Here is an 18,941-nt window from a genome sequence, read left to right on the forward strand (position 1 = left end):
ATCGACGGTTTAGGTCGCTGAACCATTGAGGATATAACCTTTACCCCAAACCGTTTCAATTTTAGTTTTCTTCATACCTTTTTTGGCCAACTTATCGCGCAACGTTGAAATGCGTACATCGATAGTTCGCTCTAAGCCATTGTATTCACGACCTAATAATAAGTTGTAAATTTGATCACGGGTTAATACTTTACCTTCATTACTTAACAACAATAATAGCAATTGAAACTCAAAGCCACTTAAACGAATGCTTTGACCTTTCACTTTACATTGTTGTGATTGCGGAAATAAGGCAATGTCTCCGACTTCAATTTTCTCTGGCGATTGCTCTTCAGTTAGCTGACTAACACGACGAGTTAATGCCTCGATACGCGCTTTTAAAATGTTGATCGAAACAGGCTTGATCAAATAATCATCGGCACCTAAACCTAAAGCCGTAATTTGGTCACTTTCACTATTTCTTGAGGTAACAATTAATAGTGGGCCTTTAAATGCTTCACGAATTGTTTGGCAAAGGGAAAAACCGTCAACACCCGGTAAACTTATATCTAAAATAATGATCTCAGGCTTAAAGTTCATCACGGCATTATGAGCACTTTCACCACAAAAGACCTGATTGACAGTATAACCAACACGTTCAAGCGAAGACTTTAACAATGCCGAGACCATGCGATCGCTTTCTATTAATAAAATAGAATAGGCATTATTTGGTGCTTCAACATTTACGTTTACTGGCGATTCACTTTGCTCAGGAAGTGACAACATGTTTTTCTCCGCATTCTCGCTAAATATATACAACGCCAGTAGTTTAAAGGAAGAAAGCGCACGCCACTGTAACTAAAGTGTAACCTTGGGAATGGATTTGTTATCACAACCATGTTAAATGGCTAGCATTAATTATTATTGTACCAATGCACAAAAATTAAATATTCTTACTTACCATTTTTCATGGTCTTACAACTAGCATCACTAAGATTGGCTCAATTAAGGCTATAAAAATGTAATATCACTTTGTAAAAGCCTAAGCTTTTATTTTGCCTAAATTTAACCAGTTCTTTTTACTGAATGTGAAGTTGTAAATAAGGAATGCGCATTTTATCAACACATTTATGCGACGACAGCGCCATGCTTTTTCGGAGTGTAACAAACTAGTAAGTAGCAAAAGTTAATAGTACAAAGAAACAATAATAAAAAGATGGTTGCATAAAAAAGCCTATCAATAATGACAGGCTTTGTAGGGGATAATAAATAGAGCTTAGAGTTTGTTTTAAAAGAGCTCGTCTTCAATATCAAATAAAGTATCGCTACCTGCTCTTATCGACGCAATTAAACTATGACGACGCGGTAATAATTTAGCAAAATAATAACGAGCTGTTTTAATTTTACTTAAGTAGAAGTCATCACCACTGTCTTGTTTGGCAAACGATTGTTCTGCCATTTTTGCCCACATGTAAGCCATGGCGGTATAACCGAAAGTATGAAGATAGTCGTTTGCAGCACTTCCTAATTCATTAGCATTGCTTTGCGCGGCAGTTAATGCTTCTTCACTTATCTGCGCTAAGTCACTAATTGCATCCGCTAATGGTCCAATAAACTCACGCATATTATCGGCATTGGTTTGTGCAATATAGGCTTGTACTTCTTCAATAAACACCTTAAGTAGCTCACCTTTACTACCAGCAACTTTACGCGCTAATAAGTCCATTGCTTGCACACCGTTGGTACCTTCATATATTTGTGAAATACGCGTATCACGCACTAATTGCTCTTGACCCCATTCACGAATGAAACCATGACCACCAAAAACTTGTTGGCCAGCAACTGTGCTTTCAAAACCTAAGTCAGTAAAGAAGGCTTTGGCAATTGGCGTCATAAGCGCAACTAATGCCTCACCTTTTTGTTTAGCTTCGCCTTCGCCATAAGTGGCTAAATCTAGCTGCATCGCAATGTAAGTTGACAACGCTCGGCTACCTTCGTTCATCGCTTTCATGTTTAATAACATACGACGCACATCACCGTGCACCATAATTGAATCAGCTGCTTTATCTGGGCTTTTCGCGCCAGTTAAAGAACGACCTTGAATGCGTTCTTTAGCGTACTCAAGTGCATTTTGATAGGAACGAACTGCCGCACCTAAACCTTGAATGCCAACACCGATGCGTTCAAAGTTCATCATGGTGAACATACACGCTAAACCTTTATTTAACTCGCCAACTAAATAGCCTTTTGAGTCATCAAAGTTCATTACACACGTTGAAGACGCATGAATACCCATTTTGTGTTCAATTGAGCCACAACTTACGTTGTTGCTGTCACCTAATGAGCCATCTTCATTAACATTTATTTTAGGGACTAGAAATAGTGAAATACCGCGAGGACCTGCTGGCGCGTCTGGCAATTTCGCCAAGACTAAATGAATAATATTTTCGGTAAGGTCATGCTCGCCACCGGTGATGAAAATTTTGTTACCGGTAACTAAATAGCTGCCGTCTTCTTGAGGAATGGCTTTTGTGCGGATCATACCAAGATCGGTACCGGCATGTGCTTCTGTTAAACACATGCTAGCGGCCCAGTCACCTGCGTACATACGGGTTAAGTATTTTTCTTTAAGTTCTGCACTACCATGTTTAGCAAGCGATAAACCAGCGCCTGCCGTTAAACCTGGGTACAAAGAAAATGAAATATCGGCTGAACATAACATTTCTTCGTGCAGCGCAGTGATCATTTTAGGCATGCCCATGCCGCCGTATTCAGGATCACCACCTAACGCCGTCCAACCGCCTTGTGCATAAGTGTTAAATGCGTCTTTATAACCAGGTGCTGTGGTAACTTTTCCATTGTCAAAACTAACACCAATTTCGTCACCTTGTCGTGCGATAGGGGCAACTTCTTGTTCTGCAATTTTTGCACATTCTTGCAAAATAGCGTCGGCGGTATCACGGTCAACACGTTCAGCTAAAATAGGTAATGACTGCCATAACTCTTCAGACTTAAATACGTCATACAACAAAAAACTCATATCTTTCAAAGGAACTTGATATTCAGCCACAACTCTCTCCTGGAAGCAAAACTAGATTAAAACAATCAATTCAAACATGCGTTTGAATATACAGAAATATTAAAAAATGTAAAGCAGAATCAAAAAATATTCCGTCGCTTAAAAAATAATAGGTTAAGATTAATACTATGGATAATAAAACTTACGAGCTTAGATGAAACTGCTTGCATTGCTATTGATAACGGCTTTGTTATTGCCAACAACGGCTTATGCAAAGCAAATGAGTTTTAGCCGAACCAAAGATGCAGACAATTATCTTTTTGCTTACCAATGGTTAGATCACAACAAGCAATTGCAACAGCTCGAATTTACCATTAATAAAAAAGCCTTATTCGGTAAGTTTCGAAACTTTCGCAGTTACAAAGCTGATATTGCCCAACAGCATATTTTGTACGGCATTAAAAAAGCAGTAGCGAAAAAGCCACTTGAAAACGCACAGTTAAGGTTTGAAAATCAAGACGGCCAAACCATCATTCATATCGTGGGAGACACCCCCGAAGCAATTGAAAGTGCGCAGCAACAATTAACCCAATTAAAAGACCAAGTCACGACAGAGCATCTCAAAGAAAGCTTTTATCACACATTTGAACTTTACGATCAAAGCCAAGGGATCAAACCTGATCATGTGCGCATTGCTAATAATTCAGTCGTTGATTTAAAGCCACTCAAACCGATACTGTTGTCAAAATTTTCGATTAAAAATATTCGCAATGCCACCAATTACACCTTAGGTTTTGTGCAAAACATTCCCTATGCCACGTTGGAGTCTAGGCTTTCTTCTTCGGGTGCAGGTTTTAACCCGCCATTAAAACTACTTTATGAAAATCAAGGCGACTGCGACAGTAAAGTCACCTTAACCGCAGCGCTGCTTAGAAGCTTAATGCCACGAGTCAAAATGGTGATGATCTTTTTAGATCAACATGCCCTTATCGGTGTTAATGTAAAACCTGAAGGTGATGATATTTTTATTAACCATCAAGGTGAAATTTATGTGCTTGCAGAGCCGACAGGTCCGCAGTTATTAACTTTAGGGAATTTAGCGCCAACATCAGAGTTGGCGATATTGAATGGTCATTACAGTGTTGAAAACTACCACGCGCTTGCCCCACAAACACCACTAAATAGCGAAACTACAGAGCAAGTTGAAGGCACAAGGCAACAAAAAGAAAGCATGCAACAGCCTTAATTGACTGTTACACAGCTTTTAATTTTATCGATTTATCCATCTCTTAAGGTAGTAATTTTTTGTCGTGAAAAAACTGGATACAACACTGGCAATACAACTAAGGTTAATAATGTTGCCGTAAACAAACCACCAACAATCACAGTTGCTAGAGGACGCTGAATTTCTGCCCCTACGCCAGATGACATTAACATTGGAATTAACCCTAAAGCAGAGGTAATTGCCGTCATCAATACCGGCCTTAAACGTGAAACTGCACCGTCAAACACTGCCTGTTGCGTTGCTAAACCTTGCTTAATGCGCTGGTTAATACTGTCAACCATCACCACACCATTTAAGACAGCAACACCAAATAAGGTAATAAAGCCAACCGAGCTTGGCACCGACAGATACTGATCATAAAGATAAAGTGAAAAAATTCCGCCAATAATGGCAAGTGGCACATTCACCATTATCAGTAAGGCTTGATTAATTGAGCCGAAGGCCAAATAGAGCAGTAACGCAATTAAGGTAAGCGACAGAGGAATAACGATGCTAAGACGTGTTTGTGCCCGCTGCTGACTTTCAAACTGGCCGCCGATTGACACACTGTAAGTTGCTGGCAACTCAACTTCATCGGCAATACGGCTACGTATGTCAGCAACAACATTGCCCATATCTCGCCCTTGAACGTTAGCTTGGATAACAACTCGGCGCTGCACATCGTCACGACGCACTTGTGGCGGGCCAGCTTCAAAACTAACCGTTGCAACATCAGTCAATTTTACCCAAGCACCTGTCGGTGACTGAATTCTTAATGCTGAAATCGCGTCAATAGAGTTACGACTAGATTCTGCTAAACGTACATAAATATCGTAACGTTCATTGCCGCTGATGATTTGTCCGGCACTAACACCGCCTATACCGTCTTGCACTAAAGACATGATATCGCCAACCGATAAACCAAAGCGAGAAAGTTGTTGCCGTTTGGGTTTAACAACCAGTTGCGCTTCACCCGCAATTTGCTCCATCGCGACACCTTGCGTGCCACTCACTTGTTTAATAACCGCAGCAATTTCTTCACCTTTAGTCGCTAATACCGCTAAATCTGGGCCAAATAATTTAATTGCCAGCTGCGCTTTTACCCCCGACAATAACTCGTCAACTCTGGTTGCAATCGGCTGTGAAAAATTAAATAACAAGCCCGGAAAAACCGCAAGTTCAGCTTCCATCAGCTGTTGCAATTGCCCCCGATTTTTTGCACTTTGCCATTCGCTTGTCGGTTTAAGGCCAATATAAATCTCAATATTATTAACGGGCTCAGGGTCGCCGCCTAGTTCAGGTCGTCCAATTCGACTAAGAGCATACTCAACCTCAGGAAACGCCAAAAGCTTTTGCTCTAAGATTGGCGCGACCAGTAAACTAGTATCTAAACTTGTTGATGGCGCCAGTGTAACCCTTAAATTAAGCGTGCCTTCTTCTAACTCTGGCACAAATTCAGTGCCTATTTTAGGGAGCAAACTTATCGCTAATACCAGTAATATCGCGCTACAAACCACTACCGTTTTCTTATAACTTGTTGCGATTAACAATAGCTGTCGGTAACCTTTTTCAACAGGAGTAATAATCGATATTTGTTGCTTAACGACCCCTTTTCTAAACAGGAAAGTTGCCAAAGCAGGCACAATAATTAACGCCACCACTATCGCACAGATCACCGCTAAAATAATGCTTATTGCCATAGGTTGAAATAATTTAGCTTCGACCCCTTCAAAACTAAATAATGGCATAAATACCACTAAAATAATGACTGTGGCAAAAAATACCGGCCGAGCAACTTCACTTACGGCAGCTTTAACTAACTGTGGTAAGTCAATATTGTTTATCTCTGCTTTTTGTAGACGTTTAAAAATGTTTTCCACTACCACAACCGAGCCATCTACTAACATGCCAATGGCAACAGCTAAACCGCCCAGCGACATTAAATTGGCTGACAATTCAAACCAAGCCATCAGCATTAAAGTGACAGCAATTGAGATCGGAATTGAAATCAGCACTAAAAAGGTCGCACTTAAATTCATTAAAAATAATGCCAACACAATGACAATAAAAATAAACGCCAAGGCTAACGACGTAATCACCGTATCTAGGGCTTTGATGATTAAACTTGATTGGTCATAAATCGGTTGAAAATGCACTCCTTCAGGTAACGCTTGATTAATTAATGCCACTCTTGCATTAATACCATCAATGGTCGCTTTAGTATTTGCGCCAATGCGTTTTAATACAATGCCCGATACCACCTCACCTAATGCCTCAGTCTGATCTTGTGCATTTCGGATGGTCATACTGACAGCCCCTTGGCGTATCTCACTGCCTAAGGTGACTTCGGCAATATCGGCAATGGTGATCACCGTGCCTTCATCGGTTTTAACCGGCACTTGTTTAATATCGCTAATGCCTGCTTGCCCACCTGAAAACCAACCAGTGCCGCGCACCACAAGTTGCTCATGAGCGCGATTCATATACCAACCACCAACATTGCGATTGTTGTTTTCCAGTGCTTCAACAACATCGTCTTGGCTAAGTTGGTAGGCCAGTAACTGACTCGGGTTAATATTGACTTGATATTGCAATACTTGACCACCAAATGATAAAACATCGGTGACGCCGTCAACTGGCATGATCATCAATTTCACTAACCAATCATTTAAACTTCTCAGCGCCATTGCGTCGTAACCTGAGTCTTTATCAGCGGTAATTAAGTATTGAAAAACTTGCCCAAGCCCTGAGGTATTGGGCCCCATTTCAGGAGAACCAATACCACTGGGGATCAGCTCTTTCGCTTGCTGTAAACGTTCAAATACCAATTGCCGCGCAAAATAAATATCAACACTTTCGTCAAAAACAACCGTTACACCAGACAAGCCTGTTTTTGAAATAGAACGTACTTGTTCAACATCGGGCAAGGCATACATAACCGCTTCTATTGGATAAGTGATCAGCTGTTCAACTTCCTCTGCAGCCAAGCCGGGTGCTTGGGTATTTATCGCGACCTGTACGTTAGTAACATCAGGAAAAGCATCTAAATTAAGTTTAGGAATAACAAAAAACGCACTGGCTAGGGTCGCTACAAGTGCGATAAGTACTAAAAGTCGATTATCCACCGACCAGTTAATTATTTTTTTAAACATCACGAAACTCCACTAATGGTTATGTGGATCAAAGCCAGTTTTCGCCAGCTCAGAAGCGACAAAAAATGCGCCTTCGGTAACCAACCTAGTATTAGCGTCAACACCAATAATTTCTTTGAATTGGCCAAAAGACTGGCCAAGTTCAACTTCGGTCGCTTTAAATTCAACAGGTGAGATTTGCTCAAACACCAGCCAATCGCCATCGGGGCTTCTCATTAACGCATCATCGCTAACAGCAAGCACAGAGTGTTGAACGTCAGCAGCAAAATTAACGTCGACAAACATACCCGGATGTAAGCGATCTTGTTGATTGTTCACTTGCAAACGAATAATGCGAGTGCGTGTAATTGGGTCAATAGTATGCGCTTCTTGAATAACTTGTGCGTTAAAGGTTTGCTCGTTTAAGACAATGCTCGCTTTGGTGCCATGGGGTAAATGCGCAAGCTCTGTAGGCGAGATTTTAGCTTCCACCCAAAGGTTTGATTCATCGGCGAGCAACATAATTTCATCACCGGCAAACACTTTTTGTCCTTGGGCAAAATTATCGCTTAAAACCGAGCCTGAGCGTTGTGCCGTAAGCGTATATTCGCCTAAAACAGCCGAGTTATTATTAACAACATCAGTAATAGCTTGCTCTGTTAACCCAAGGGCTTTTAATTGGCTATAGGCTTCAATAAAGGCGGTATGTGATTTTAACAAAACACTTTCGCTAATCGCTGCTGTGGTTAACTGTTTATTGCGTTGCCACTCAGTATAAGCGACGCGATAATTCGCTTGTGCTTTAGCAACTGACTCGCTAAATAAGGTGACTAAAGCTTGGCCTTTTTTAATGGTTTGCCCCAAAATTGCATGTCGTTTAATTACTACAGACTCGGTGCGCGCTGAAACAAGGTAGCTAGTGTAACCGTTAGCTTTAATTTCGCCGGGCGCATATAGCGTTTTGCTATAACTGCGCGCAACTAACGGAGCCGTCGCTATTTTGGCAATAGTTTGGCTTTGCTGATTCAGTGTAATAATGTTTTCAGAGCCATGCCCGTCATTATGATTATCGGTGCCATGTTCTAATGCTAATACTGGCAAAGATAAGCAAACATTAACAACGATAAAACACGCCGAAAAATATGGCGTTATTGATGTAAATTTCATTTTATTCTCTTAATTTTTTAACAATAGGAAAATACAACCAGCAACGCTTGCAGGCACATAAAAGCACCGCAAATATCGGCTAAGGTTGTAAGGGTTTATTGATGCTAAAAATTAAGTAATTGGAGGGCGGTGATCTGGAGACAAATAGACCGACGCTAAAAATAATGGGCTTAAACGGCTATCGGTCGAATTTTTTGTTAAATTAACATGACTAGCTGATGCTAACGTAAAGACATTAGTTGGCGTATGGCAATGACCACACTCATGACAATTAAAGGATTCTTGACTAGTATCGTGCTGCTTTTTTATTTGAGCGCTTTGCTGTTGATGTTGATGGTCATTTGCCAAACTGGCATGCGTTTCTAGCTCTTGATGAACACGATGTTCATCAAAAGTCGCCGCTATTGTTTGACCAACAAACAATAGCGTAAACAAACACATAACAATTCGTTTTATTAACATTAACTAGGCGCAGCCATACTACTCGTTAAAACATGCGTTTAATCGTATCATCTTTATCAATAAAATGATGTTTTAATGCGCCAGCAATATGTAACAAAATAGCGCCAATAACTACCCAAACAATTGCGCTATGTACTTGTGAACCTAACCCCGCAATAAATTCATTTACTGGTACAGACTTACCACTAACCGGGTCGATATTTTCTGCCATAATTTCAAGACCAAAAATAAAAATACCGTGGCCGCCAGCACCTGACATCATCGCCCCTGACAGTGGAAAGACTAATGTAGCAAGGATAAGTAACCAATGAATTAAACGGGCAACACATGCTTGCGCTTTTGACGCAACGGCAGCAGGCTCTGGCCAACCTTCAGATAAACGAACAAACACTCTAACTAAGGCAACCACTAAAACGAGTGCGCCAATAGATTTATGTAAATCGTACAAGGCCCATGCTTCAAATTCTTCCATATAAATACCTAGTGCGATCACCGCGATCATTGAAAAGGCAACAACAACATGAAAAAAACGGGTTTTACTTGATAATTTGTTTACGGATTGGGTCATAAATACTCTCAAAAAAATAATAGTTACATCTGCACGGCAACATTGTATATCACCATTGAAAAATAGAAATATGCCATGAAAAATCAGTAATCGACACTATGCAACAAAGCCTTTACAGAACTCAAAAGGATTTTAGTTATTAAAGTGTCACACCTGCTAAATGGCTATATTTATTAACAAAACTGTTGATGGTTTGTGAGGGCGGGGAGACAATTAAAATCGAAAAAAAATGCCAACTTGCGCTGGCATTTTTCTAATCAAGTTACTCTGTTATTTCAAGTCAAAGCGGTCAGCTTGCATTACCTTGGTCCAAGCGTTGACAAAATCGTTCACAAAACGTGTTTGCGCATTATCGTAAGCATAAGCTTCTGCTACTGCGCGCAGCTCTGACGATGAACCAAAGATCAAATCAACAGGGGTTGCGCTATATTTTACTGCACCGGTTTTACGATCTATGCCTTGGTAAATATCGCCTGCTTGCTGCCATTTGGTGTCCATGCTTAATAAATTAACAAAAAAATCATTAGTTAATACACCAGGCTGGTCGGTTAACACACCATGTAAACTATTATCGGTATTGGTATTTAATACACGCATACCGCCTAATAACACCGTCATCTCTGGAACCGTTAATGCAAGTTGGTCAGCTTTATCAACCAAAGCATCGGTTGGCGACTTGTAGTAACCTTTTTCGTAATAGTTTCTAAAGGCGTCTGCATGTGGCTTTAATAGTGAAAATGAATTCACATCCGTTTGCTGTTGCGTGGCATCACCTCGACCCGGAATAAACGGCACTTCAACGTCGACACCTGCCGCTTTTGCAGCTTGTTCTATAGCGGTAGCGCCAGCTAACACAATAGTATCGGCCAATGAAATTTTGGTACGACTAAAAAAGCTATCATTAAAGTCTTGCTGAATTCCTTTAAGTGTCGCAATAACCTTACTTGTTTCTTCAGGGTTATTTACCAACCAATCTTTTTGAGGAGCAAGTGCAATACGCGCACCATTTGCACCACCGCGCATATCTGAGTCTCGATACGAAGACGCTGAGCCCCAAGCAACTTTCACTAATTCTGATACCGTTAAGCCTGAAGCTAAAATCTTAGTTTTTAACTCGACAATATCTTTTTTATCGACCAAGGTATAATCAGGTTTCGTGATCGGATCTTGCCAAATATGTGCTTGTTTAGGAAACTCATCCCCTAAATAGTTATCACGTGGTCCCATATCTCGGTGCGTTAACTTAAACCAAGCTTTGGCAAAAGCTAAACGATACTCTTCAGGATCTGCTAAAAAACGTTCAGCAATTTTTCGATACGCAGGGTCATATTTAAGCGCCAAATCAGCCGTATTCATAACAGGAGGATTGAACTTACCTTCAACATGCGCATCTGGCACAACTTTGTGAAGTGACTCATCAGTTGGCACCCAAATAATTGCGCCTGCTGGGCTTTTCGCTTGTTTCCAGTCAAACTGTAATAAATTTGACAAGTATAATGATGTCCACTGCGTTGGCGCTTGTGTCCACGCACCTTCTAAGCCGCTAGTTACGGTATCTTCTGAATGACCTTTACCGCATTTATTTTTCCAACCAAAACCTTGTTCTTCAGTCGGCGCAGCACCTGGCTCTACACCCACACACTGGCTAGCTTTGTGCGCGCCGTGCATTTTACCAAAAGTATGTCCACCAGCAATTAAGGCTAAGGTTTCTTCGTCGTTCATTGCCATACGTGCAAAGGCTTCTCTAACATTTTTAGCGGAAGCTAAAGGATCTGGCACACCGCCTGGCCCTTCTGGATTAACGTAAATTAATCCCATATGCACTGCCGCCAAAGGCTTTTTCAATTTACCGTCGCTGCCACGGCGATCACTTGCTAGCATTTCAACTTCTGGTCCCCAGTACACCATATCTGGTTCCCAATCGTCATTACGCCCTGCAGCAAAACCATAAGTTTTAAAACCCATATTTTCTAACGCGACATTGCCGGCAAGCACAATTAAGTCGCCCCATGAAATCGCTTCACCGTATTTTTGCTTAATTGGCCATAATAAACGACGCGCTTTGTCTAAGTTACCATTATCTGGCCAGCTATTGAGTGGGTCAAAACGTTGCTGACCGCCACCTGCACCGCCTCGCCCATCTAAAGTTCTGTAAGTACCAGCGGCATGCCACGTCATACGAATAAATAATGGACCATAGTTACCCCAATCGGCCGGCCACCAATCTTGCGAGTCAGTTAATACACTATCAATGTCTTTTTTCAGCGCCTGCATATCTAACTGCTTAAACGCGTCTTTGTAATTAAAATCTTCACCAAGGGGATTAGAACGAGAGTCATGGTCACGCAAATGAGAAAGGTCAAGCTGCTCAGGCCACCAAAACAAATTTGATTTTGCTTGGTTCGGCACTACTTTGCCCATGCCAACAGCGCCTTTAGGCTTGCTCATTGTTGGTTCGGCAGTCGCCGCGTAACTAGATAAAGAAAATGCAATAACACTAGCAATAGTTGAAACTTTGAAAAAGTGAGTTGCTTTCATAATGGAATGCTCCGGTTGAATGTTTATTCATAGGTTATGGAACAATATTAATGCGCGTACACTGAGATAAACATTGAATAAAATCGAAGTTAACATTCATTTTTTTTAAACGTTAGCAGTTCAATTTTTTGAAGCTGTTATTTTGTTTGGTTATTACACGATAGAAGCGAATAAAAAAGCACTTAACGCATGTTAAGTGCTTTAATAATTGCTTATTTTTTTGTCGTTTTAGCTAGGCTAGTACTAAACAGTTAGATTGCATATAGATGATGCGTAAAATTACAGATTCTCTTCCGCAAATGAAGCAAGTTTACTGCGTACCACGCCATTAAGGTTAATGGTAGCGCTGCCGGGAAAGTCTTTGAAACGCTCAACGATATAAGTAAGCCCTGATGTCACCGCGGTTAAGTAGTTCGAGTCAATTTGTGCCAAATTTCCTGAACACACTAACTTCGTGCCTTCACCACAGCGAGTAATAATAGTTTTTAATTGCGATGCGGTTAAGTTTTGGCATTCATCAAGCAATACCAGTGAATTTTGAATACTGCGTCCACGCATAAAGTTAACCGATTTAAATTGAATATTAGCCTTGTCCATAATGTAATTTAGGCTTGAATTCATATTCTCGTCTTGTTTATGTAAAACTTCTAACGAGTCGGTAATTGCAGCAAGCCAAGGGGCCATTTTTTCTTCTTCGGTGCCCGGCAAAAAGCCGATTGATTCAGCAATTTCAGGTGTGCTTCTTGTGACTATCACTTTGTCGTATAAACCGCGCTCAATCACTTGTTCAAGGGCAGAAGCTAGGGCAAGTAAGGTTTTACCACAACCGGCAGGTCCGGTGAGAATAACCAGATCAATTGATGGGTCAAGTAAGGCGTCCATCGCCATGCCTTGATAAATATTTTTAGGATGCACGCCCCAAGCATTTTTAGACATTAACCGCTCGCGGCTAAGATCTAAAATCGATAATTTGTCTTCACTGTTGCCTGTCACTTTAGCGGCAAAATGTTCAGTATCATCAATTAAGTATTCATTAACATAGCTTTTAGGTAATAAGCTTTTATCTAAATAATGAGTGGTGTTTCTACCTTCGGTTTCGCTGTCGCAGGCTTTAACTTGCTGCCAAAAGTCGCCTTCAAAATGGTAATAACCTTTGGTTAGAAATTGAATGTCATCAATAAGTTGATCGGTGCGATAATCCTCTACATGGGCAAGCCCTGCCCCTTTTGCTTTCAAGCGCATATTAATGTCTTTGGTAACCAAGACTACTTTTTGATCAGACTTGATTGATTGGATATGCAAAGCGGCGTTAATAATGCGGTTGTCGTTTTCATTTTGAGAAAGCTGACCGGCTAAGTCTTCTAAGGTGTAATCATTAAAAATCGACAAGCAACCACTGGGATGTTCAGCATCATTTTCGGGGAGTTTTACGCCAGCAAGCACTTGCTCAGGCGAGGCATCAACTAAGGTGTCTTCTAAAGCGCGAATGGCAACGCGTGCGTCTCGGCTAACGTCTTTACGACGATCTTTAATCGAGTCGAGCTCTTCAAGTACCGTCATAGGTACAACTACATCATGTTCTTGAAAAGATAAAAAGGCGAATGGTTCGTGGAGTAAAATGTTGGTGTCTAAAATATAAGTGGTTTTTTCATCCGTCATAAAAGCACTCCTGCGCAATTGAATGTACATGGAAGCAACTAACGATAAACCGTAAACATTTATCTGTGTAGTTGCTCGCAACCGTGTAGATAAAAGATAATTACACCTCCACTTTGCCAGTAAAGTTATTCACTAGCAAGCAGCTTTTTATGGCAATTAAAAATAACTATTTATTTTTAAAAACAAAATCAACTAACCTCGCTTTTAACCATTAACAAACAAGCTAAAGATTAAGACTTTTCCCAGCCAATTGTGCAAACAAAGGTCACGCTAAGTAAACTTAAGTAAAGCCTAGCTATACAGACGAACCATTTCAGCCTAGCCCAGTCTACTTCTTTGCAAACAACGGCCACGATTTTTTCCTATCAACTTTTTATTAGCGTTTTTAAGCTAAGGCATAGTTGCAAGCAAAATTTACCGTGGCGTTTTTTAAAAACAAAGGAAAATCCATGTATAACCGCAAAAAAACAAATAGCCACTGGCCAACACTACTCTTACTACTTTCAAGTTCAACGTTATTACTTAGCGGCTGTGACTCTAGCGACGATGACAGCGACACAACCGAAAGCTATTATCAACTTTATAATGCCTCGGTTAATGCGCCACAAATTTATTTGACGGTAACTGAAAGTAGCGATGAAGACGACAGTACTACTTATTCAGGCATTGCCTTTGCCGATGCTTCAAGTTACCTCAGTAACGACGCCGACCAATACGATCTTGAATTATCTTGGCTCGACGACGATGACAACCTCAGCGCTTTTTATCAAACTAGCAGTACTTTAGCTGCCGATACCATCGAATTTATTGTTGTTGATGATGATATAACCGCGCCAAACATTCTTAGCTACGCCATTGCAATTGACGATCCAGACTCAGATGAAGGGTTTTTTAATGTGCAATTTTTAAATTTACATAACTACGACGGCGGTATCGACCTGTACATTTCAGAGTCTGATGAAAGCTTTAACGAAGCACAACTTATCAGCCACTTAGTGGACGAAGAGCTGTCACCATTAAGCAGTTACGACCTTGAAAGCTATGTGTTTTACATAACGGCAGCTGGCGATGAAGAAGTACTATACCAATCTGAAGCAATAACCTTTTCGTATACCAATCAACATATGATGGTTATTAGAGAAAACCAAGGCCCGGGTGATTCGCCTTTTACTATAGATAAAATTGGCAACTCGGCTAGCGTGGTTAATTACCCTGATGAGTTCTCGCAAGCACAAGTGCGCATTTACAATGCCATAGGAAATCATGACCTGCTTGATAACTACCAAGACAATGTAACATTGAACTTAACCGGCTTAAGTGAAGATTACCAATATACTAACCTCACTCTTGGCAGTTTTACCGGTGCAGTTAGCTTGCCTTTTGGCGACTACAGTATTGATCTTGTTAACCCGATAACCGAGCAGAGCTTAATTACCAATCATTTATTAACGCTTAATCCAAACGACGACAAAAGCGTATTCTTTTATCTTGATGAAGAAGTCACGGAGAATGACGACGGCGAAGAAGAAACTGAAATTTATATTCGCTCACTCGTCACCGACAACTCTTCAAGCGAAAGTATTTATGATCATCAAGTTAGCGTAATTAGTTTTGTTGAAGATTACTCGATTGTGAAGGTCTATTTTGTCCGCAGTAATGAAACCATCGACAATACCAGTTATTCCATCGCTAGCTTATATGCGAGTCCAAAAGAGATTGTTTTATACAATAATACCTACCGTGTTTATGCGGTTGCCACCGACGGCAGTAGCGACATTATTTTAGCCTCGCAAGAATTAATTTTATCAGAGCAAAGTAAGGAAATGTTTTTAATGATTGAAGAAAGTGACGCCAGTTCAACCGGTTACTCGTTGCAATTTATCGATCAACAAGAATAGTAACTAGCTTAATTATTCACTCTATTGTTTTAAGCAGCGCCAGTAAATGCACCACCTAAAAGGAGTGCATTTACTGTTTTGCAATTTTACGACCGTTTTGACAAGCTTAACTAGCAAAAAATATCGATAAGCCGATGAACAAAATTAGTAATAAACAAAACGATAAGAAATGCTACAAAACTCCCGACATTTTTAGCTGAATTATCCAGAACTTTTTAATGATCGCATCTATGATTAAGGGTACTATAGCGCCCGTTTTTTTCAGTAATCGGCTAACGCATTTCCAAGCGTTATGGTTTTGACTATTTATTAGCATTTTGGAGCTCTACTTTTATGGCATTTTTCCCCGGGCAGCGATGGATCAGCGACAGTGAATCAGATCAAGGATTAGGTACAGTAACCGCTATCGAACATCGTTTTGTTACCATTGTTTTTACCGCAACGGGTGATGCTCGACAATACGCCATAGATAATGCGCCGCTAACACGTGTTATTTTCAATAAAGGTGACCATATTCCTAGCCATGAAGGTTGGTTATTAACGGTTGAATCAGTTGAAGAAAACAATAATCTATTAACTTACCACGGTGTTCGCCAAGACACACAAGAGCCATGTTCACTAAAAGAAGTGATGATTGATCACTTCATTAAGTTTAATAAGCCACAAGACAGATTACTTAATGGGCAAGTCGACCGTTTAGACTGGTTTCGGTTACGTAAAAGCTGTTTACACAATCAATATCAACAACAGCAATCACCATTAATGGGGCTTACTGGTGCGCGCGTGAGTTTAATTCCACACCAATTGTATATTGCCGAAGAAGTCGGTAGCCGTTACGCACCACGTGTTTTACTGGCCGATGAAGTGGGTTTAGGTAAAACCATTGAAGCGGGTTTAATTATTCACCAGCAATTAGTCAGTGGCCGCGCACAGCGTATTTTAATCGTTGTGCCTGAGTCGTTAATGCACCAATGGTTGGTTGAAATGTTGCGTCGTTTTAACCTTAAATTCAGCATTTTTGATGAAGCGCGTTGCGTAGAAACCTCTAACGCTGAGGCTGGCGAAAACCCGTTCAGTTCAGAACAACTGGTTTTAGTGACCTTAGGTTTTATCACCGACAATCCACAGTGGTATGAGTCGTTAATCGCCGAAGATTGGGACTTAATGGTCGTTGATGAAGCTCATCACCTTAACTGGCAACAAGACAATGCCAGCATGGAATATTTATGCATCGAGCAATTGGCGCAAACCATTCCGGGCGTTTTGCTATTAACAGCAACACCGGATCAACTCGGCCATGAAAGTCACTTTGCCCGTTTACGCTTGCTTGACCCAGATCGTTTCTTTGATTATCAAAAATTCATTGAAGAAGAAAGCCATTACACTGAGGTTGCCGATGCTGCCAATGCGCTAATTTCTGAACAAGCCTTAAACAGCGAGCAACAAACAACACTGACCAATTTGTTAAACGAAAGCGATATTAGTGAACAGCTTAGCCAAGTTGCTAATAACGATGAGCAAGCCAGTGAAGTGCGCAGTCAATTATTGAATCAATTATTAGATCGCCACGGTACCGGTCGCATTCTATTTCGTAATAGCCGCAATACCATTAAAGGCTTTCCAGAACGTAAATTATTGGCTCAACCACTTGCCATGCCAGAGCAATATCAAGAGCGTATTGACGAGTGGATGTTAAGCGATGCCCCTGAAAATTTAGCCTCAAGCAAACAAGCGAATTTACTGTTCACACCAGAGCAGTTTTACGCGCTTGATTTTAGCCAAGATGAATGGGTTGATATCGATCCTCGTGTTGACTACCTTATTGATTTATTAAAATCACTCAACAAAGAAAAAGTATTAGTAATTTGTGCACATGCGCAAACAGCCATCGATTTAGAAGCTGCACTTCGCGTTAAAGAAGGCATGCGCGCCGCTATTTTCCACGAAGGTTTAAGTATTTTTGAACGTGATCGTGCTGCCGCATATTTTGCCCAAGAAGAAGATAGCGCCCAAGTATTGTTATGTTCAGAAATTGGCAGTGAAGGTCGTAACTTCCAGTTTGCCCATCACTTAGTATTATTTGATTTACCCAATAACCCAGACTTGCTAGAGCAACGTATTGGTCGCCTAGATCGTATTGGTCAAACTCAAACCATTAAATTGCACGTGCCGTATTTTGAAAATTCCGCGCAAAATTTATTATTTGATTGGTATCAGCAAGGTATGGAAGCATTTGAACATACTTGCATTACCGGTCGCTTTATTTACGACAGCTTCAACCAAGAACTACACCAGTTAATGGTAACCGCTAATTGGCAGTCGGAATTAAGCGAAAGCTTTATTGCTAAGAGCCATGAAAAACATTTAGAGATTAAACACGAGCTTGAGTCGGGTCGCGATAAATTATTAGAAATCCATTCCTCAGGACAAGGTAAAGCACAGCAGTTAGTCGCTGACATAGAAGCACAAGACAACCAAATTGAGTTGCCACAATTTATGTTCCAAGTGTTTGATGTTTTTGGTATTCAACAAGATGACAAAGCCGACAATGCCATCGCCTTAAACCCAACCGAGCACATGCTAAATAGTAATTTTCCTTGTTTACCGGAAGATGGCACCACAGTAACTTTTGATCGTGATACTGCTTTAGTCAGTGAAGATTATCAGTTACTAACCTGGGATCACCCTATGGTACGCGGCTCGCTTGATTTAGTATTAAGTGATGCTATTGGTAGTGCCAGTATCGGTTTATTAAAAAATCCAGCCTTACCTGCAGGCACCTTCTTCTTAGAATGTTTATTCACTGTTGAAGCTACCGCGCCTAGTCACTTACAACTTGGTCGTTATTTACCCACTACGCCAATTCGTATTTTGGTTGATAAAGCCGGTAACAATTTAGCTGATAAAGTAACCGAGCAAGTATTAGATAAGCAATTATCGCCAGTTAAAAAGCAAGTGGCTTTGCAGCTAGTTAAAGCGCTAAAATCACTGGTTTCACCATTAGTTTCACAAGCGGAAGATCACGCGAAAGCTGACGTAGAAGCGATTCAAACCAAAGCGCTTAGTAACATGCACAAAACCTTAGATGAAGAGTTTGAGCGTTTAACAGCATTGGCCGCAATAAACCCGAGCGTTCGCCAAGAAGAGCTTGATTTTATTAAGCTTCAACAAAATGAACTGAGCAACTACATTGACAAAGCCCAATTAAAATTTGAAGCGATCCGTTTAATTGTAGTCAGTCACTAAGGTCAACAAC

The 18,941-nt window shown here is 40.7% G+C and carries 11 protein-coding genes; 3 read left to right on the plus strand and 8 right to left on the minus strand.

Annotated elements, in window-relative coordinates; translation table 11 throughout:
- Nucleotides 1–9: 9 nt before the first annotated feature.
- Both ACRRSQ_RS12995 and ACRRSQ_RS13000 read right to left on the minus strand, forming a co-directional pair.
- Entirely contained in the window at nucleotides 10–765 is a 756-nt protein-coding gene (locus ACRRSQ_RS12995) for a response regulator transcription factor (RefSeq protein WP_440876182.1), read from the minus strand.
- A 502-nt stretch (nucleotides 766–1,267) separates the two neighbouring features.
- Nucleotides 1,268–3,049 (minus strand): acyl-CoA dehydrogenase C-terminal domain-containing protein, encoded by a 1,782-nt coding sequence (locus ACRRSQ_RS13000; protein ID WP_440876183.1) that lies wholly within the window; start codon nucleotides 3,047–3,049, stop codon nucleotides 1,268–1,270.
- 163 nt (nucleotides 3,050–3,212) lie between these two features.
- On the opposite strand from ACRRSQ_RS13000, the gene ACRRSQ_RS13005 reads away from it, so the two are divergent.
- A complete protein-coding gene (locus ACRRSQ_RS13005) occupies nucleotides 3,213–4,244 on the plus strand; it encodes a hypothetical protein (protein ID WP_440876184.1) in 1,032 nt (343 codons plus the stop codon).
- Nucleotides 4,245–4,276: 32 nt separating this feature from the next.
- On the opposite strand, the gene ACRRSQ_RS13010 is transcribed toward ACRRSQ_RS13005, so the two are convergent.
- The 6 genes from ACRRSQ_RS13010 to ACRRSQ_RS13035 all read right to left on the minus strand — a co-directional run bounded on the left by ACRRSQ_RS13010 (nucleotide 4,277) and on the right by ACRRSQ_RS13035 (nucleotide 13,787).
- Nucleotides 4,277–7,414: an efflux RND transporter permease subunit gene (locus tag ACRRSQ_RS13010; protein ID WP_440876185.1), complete on the minus strand. Its 3,138-nt coding sequence runs from the start codon at nucleotides 7,412–7,414 to the stop codon at nucleotides 4,277–4,279.
- A gap of 12 nt (nucleotides 7,415–7,426) precedes the next feature.
- Complete coding sequence (locus ACRRSQ_RS13015) at nucleotides 7,427–8,560, minus strand: efflux RND transporter periplasmic adaptor subunit (RefSeq protein ID WP_440876186.1); 1,134 nt, start codon at nucleotides 8,558–8,560, stop codon at nucleotides 7,427–7,429.
- 111 nt (nucleotides 8,561–8,671) lie between these two features.
- Complete coding sequence (locus ACRRSQ_RS13020) at nucleotides 8,672–9,001, minus strand: hypothetical protein (RefSeq protein ID WP_440876187.1); 330 nt, start codon at nucleotides 8,999–9,001, stop codon at nucleotides 8,672–8,674.
- 46 nt (nucleotides 9,002–9,047) lie between these two features.
- Nucleotides 9,048–9,590 (minus strand): cytochrome b, encoded by a 543-nt coding sequence (locus ACRRSQ_RS13025; RefSeq protein WP_440876188.1) that lies wholly within the window; start codon nucleotides 9,588–9,590, stop codon nucleotides 9,048–9,050.
- Nucleotides 9,591–9,860: 270 nt separating this feature from the next.
- The gene (gene katG / locus ACRRSQ_RS13030; RefSeq protein ID WP_440876189.1) at nucleotides 9,861–12,128 is read right to left on the minus strand and encodes a catalase/peroxidase HPI; all 2,268 of its coding nucleotides are present in this window, start codon (nucleotides 12,126–12,128) and stop codon (nucleotides 9,861–9,863) included.
- Between the two features lie 279 nt (nucleotides 12,129–12,407).
- Nucleotides 12,408–13,787, minus strand: coding sequence for a PhoH family protein (locus ACRRSQ_RS13035; protein WP_440876190.1), 1,380 nt, complete (start codon nucleotides 13,785–13,787; stop codon nucleotides 12,408–12,410).
- A 449-nt stretch (nucleotides 13,788–14,236) separates the two neighbouring features.
- On the opposite strand from ACRRSQ_RS13035, the gene ACRRSQ_RS13040 reads away from it, so the two are divergent.
- Both ACRRSQ_RS13040 and rapA read left to right on the plus strand, forming a co-directional pair.
- Nucleotides 14,237–15,685 (plus strand): hypothetical protein, encoded by a 1,449-nt coding sequence (locus tag ACRRSQ_RS13040; RefSeq protein ID WP_440876191.1) that lies wholly within the window; start codon nucleotides 14,237–14,239, stop codon nucleotides 15,683–15,685.
- Nucleotides 15,686–16,018: 333 nt separating this feature from the next.
- Entirely contained in the window at nucleotides 16,019–18,931 is a 2,913-nt protein-coding gene (gene rapA / locus ACRRSQ_RS13045; RefSeq protein ID WP_440876192.1) for an RNA polymerase-associated protein RapA, read from the plus strand.
- The last annotated feature ends 10 nt before the right edge of the window (nucleotides 18,932–18,941 follow it).

It is taken from the genome of Thalassotalea sp. PLHSN55 (assembly GCF_052030545.1).
Taxonomy (GTDB): domain Bacteria; phylum Pseudomonadota; class Gammaproteobacteria; order Enterobacterales; family Alteromonadaceae; genus CANMXU01.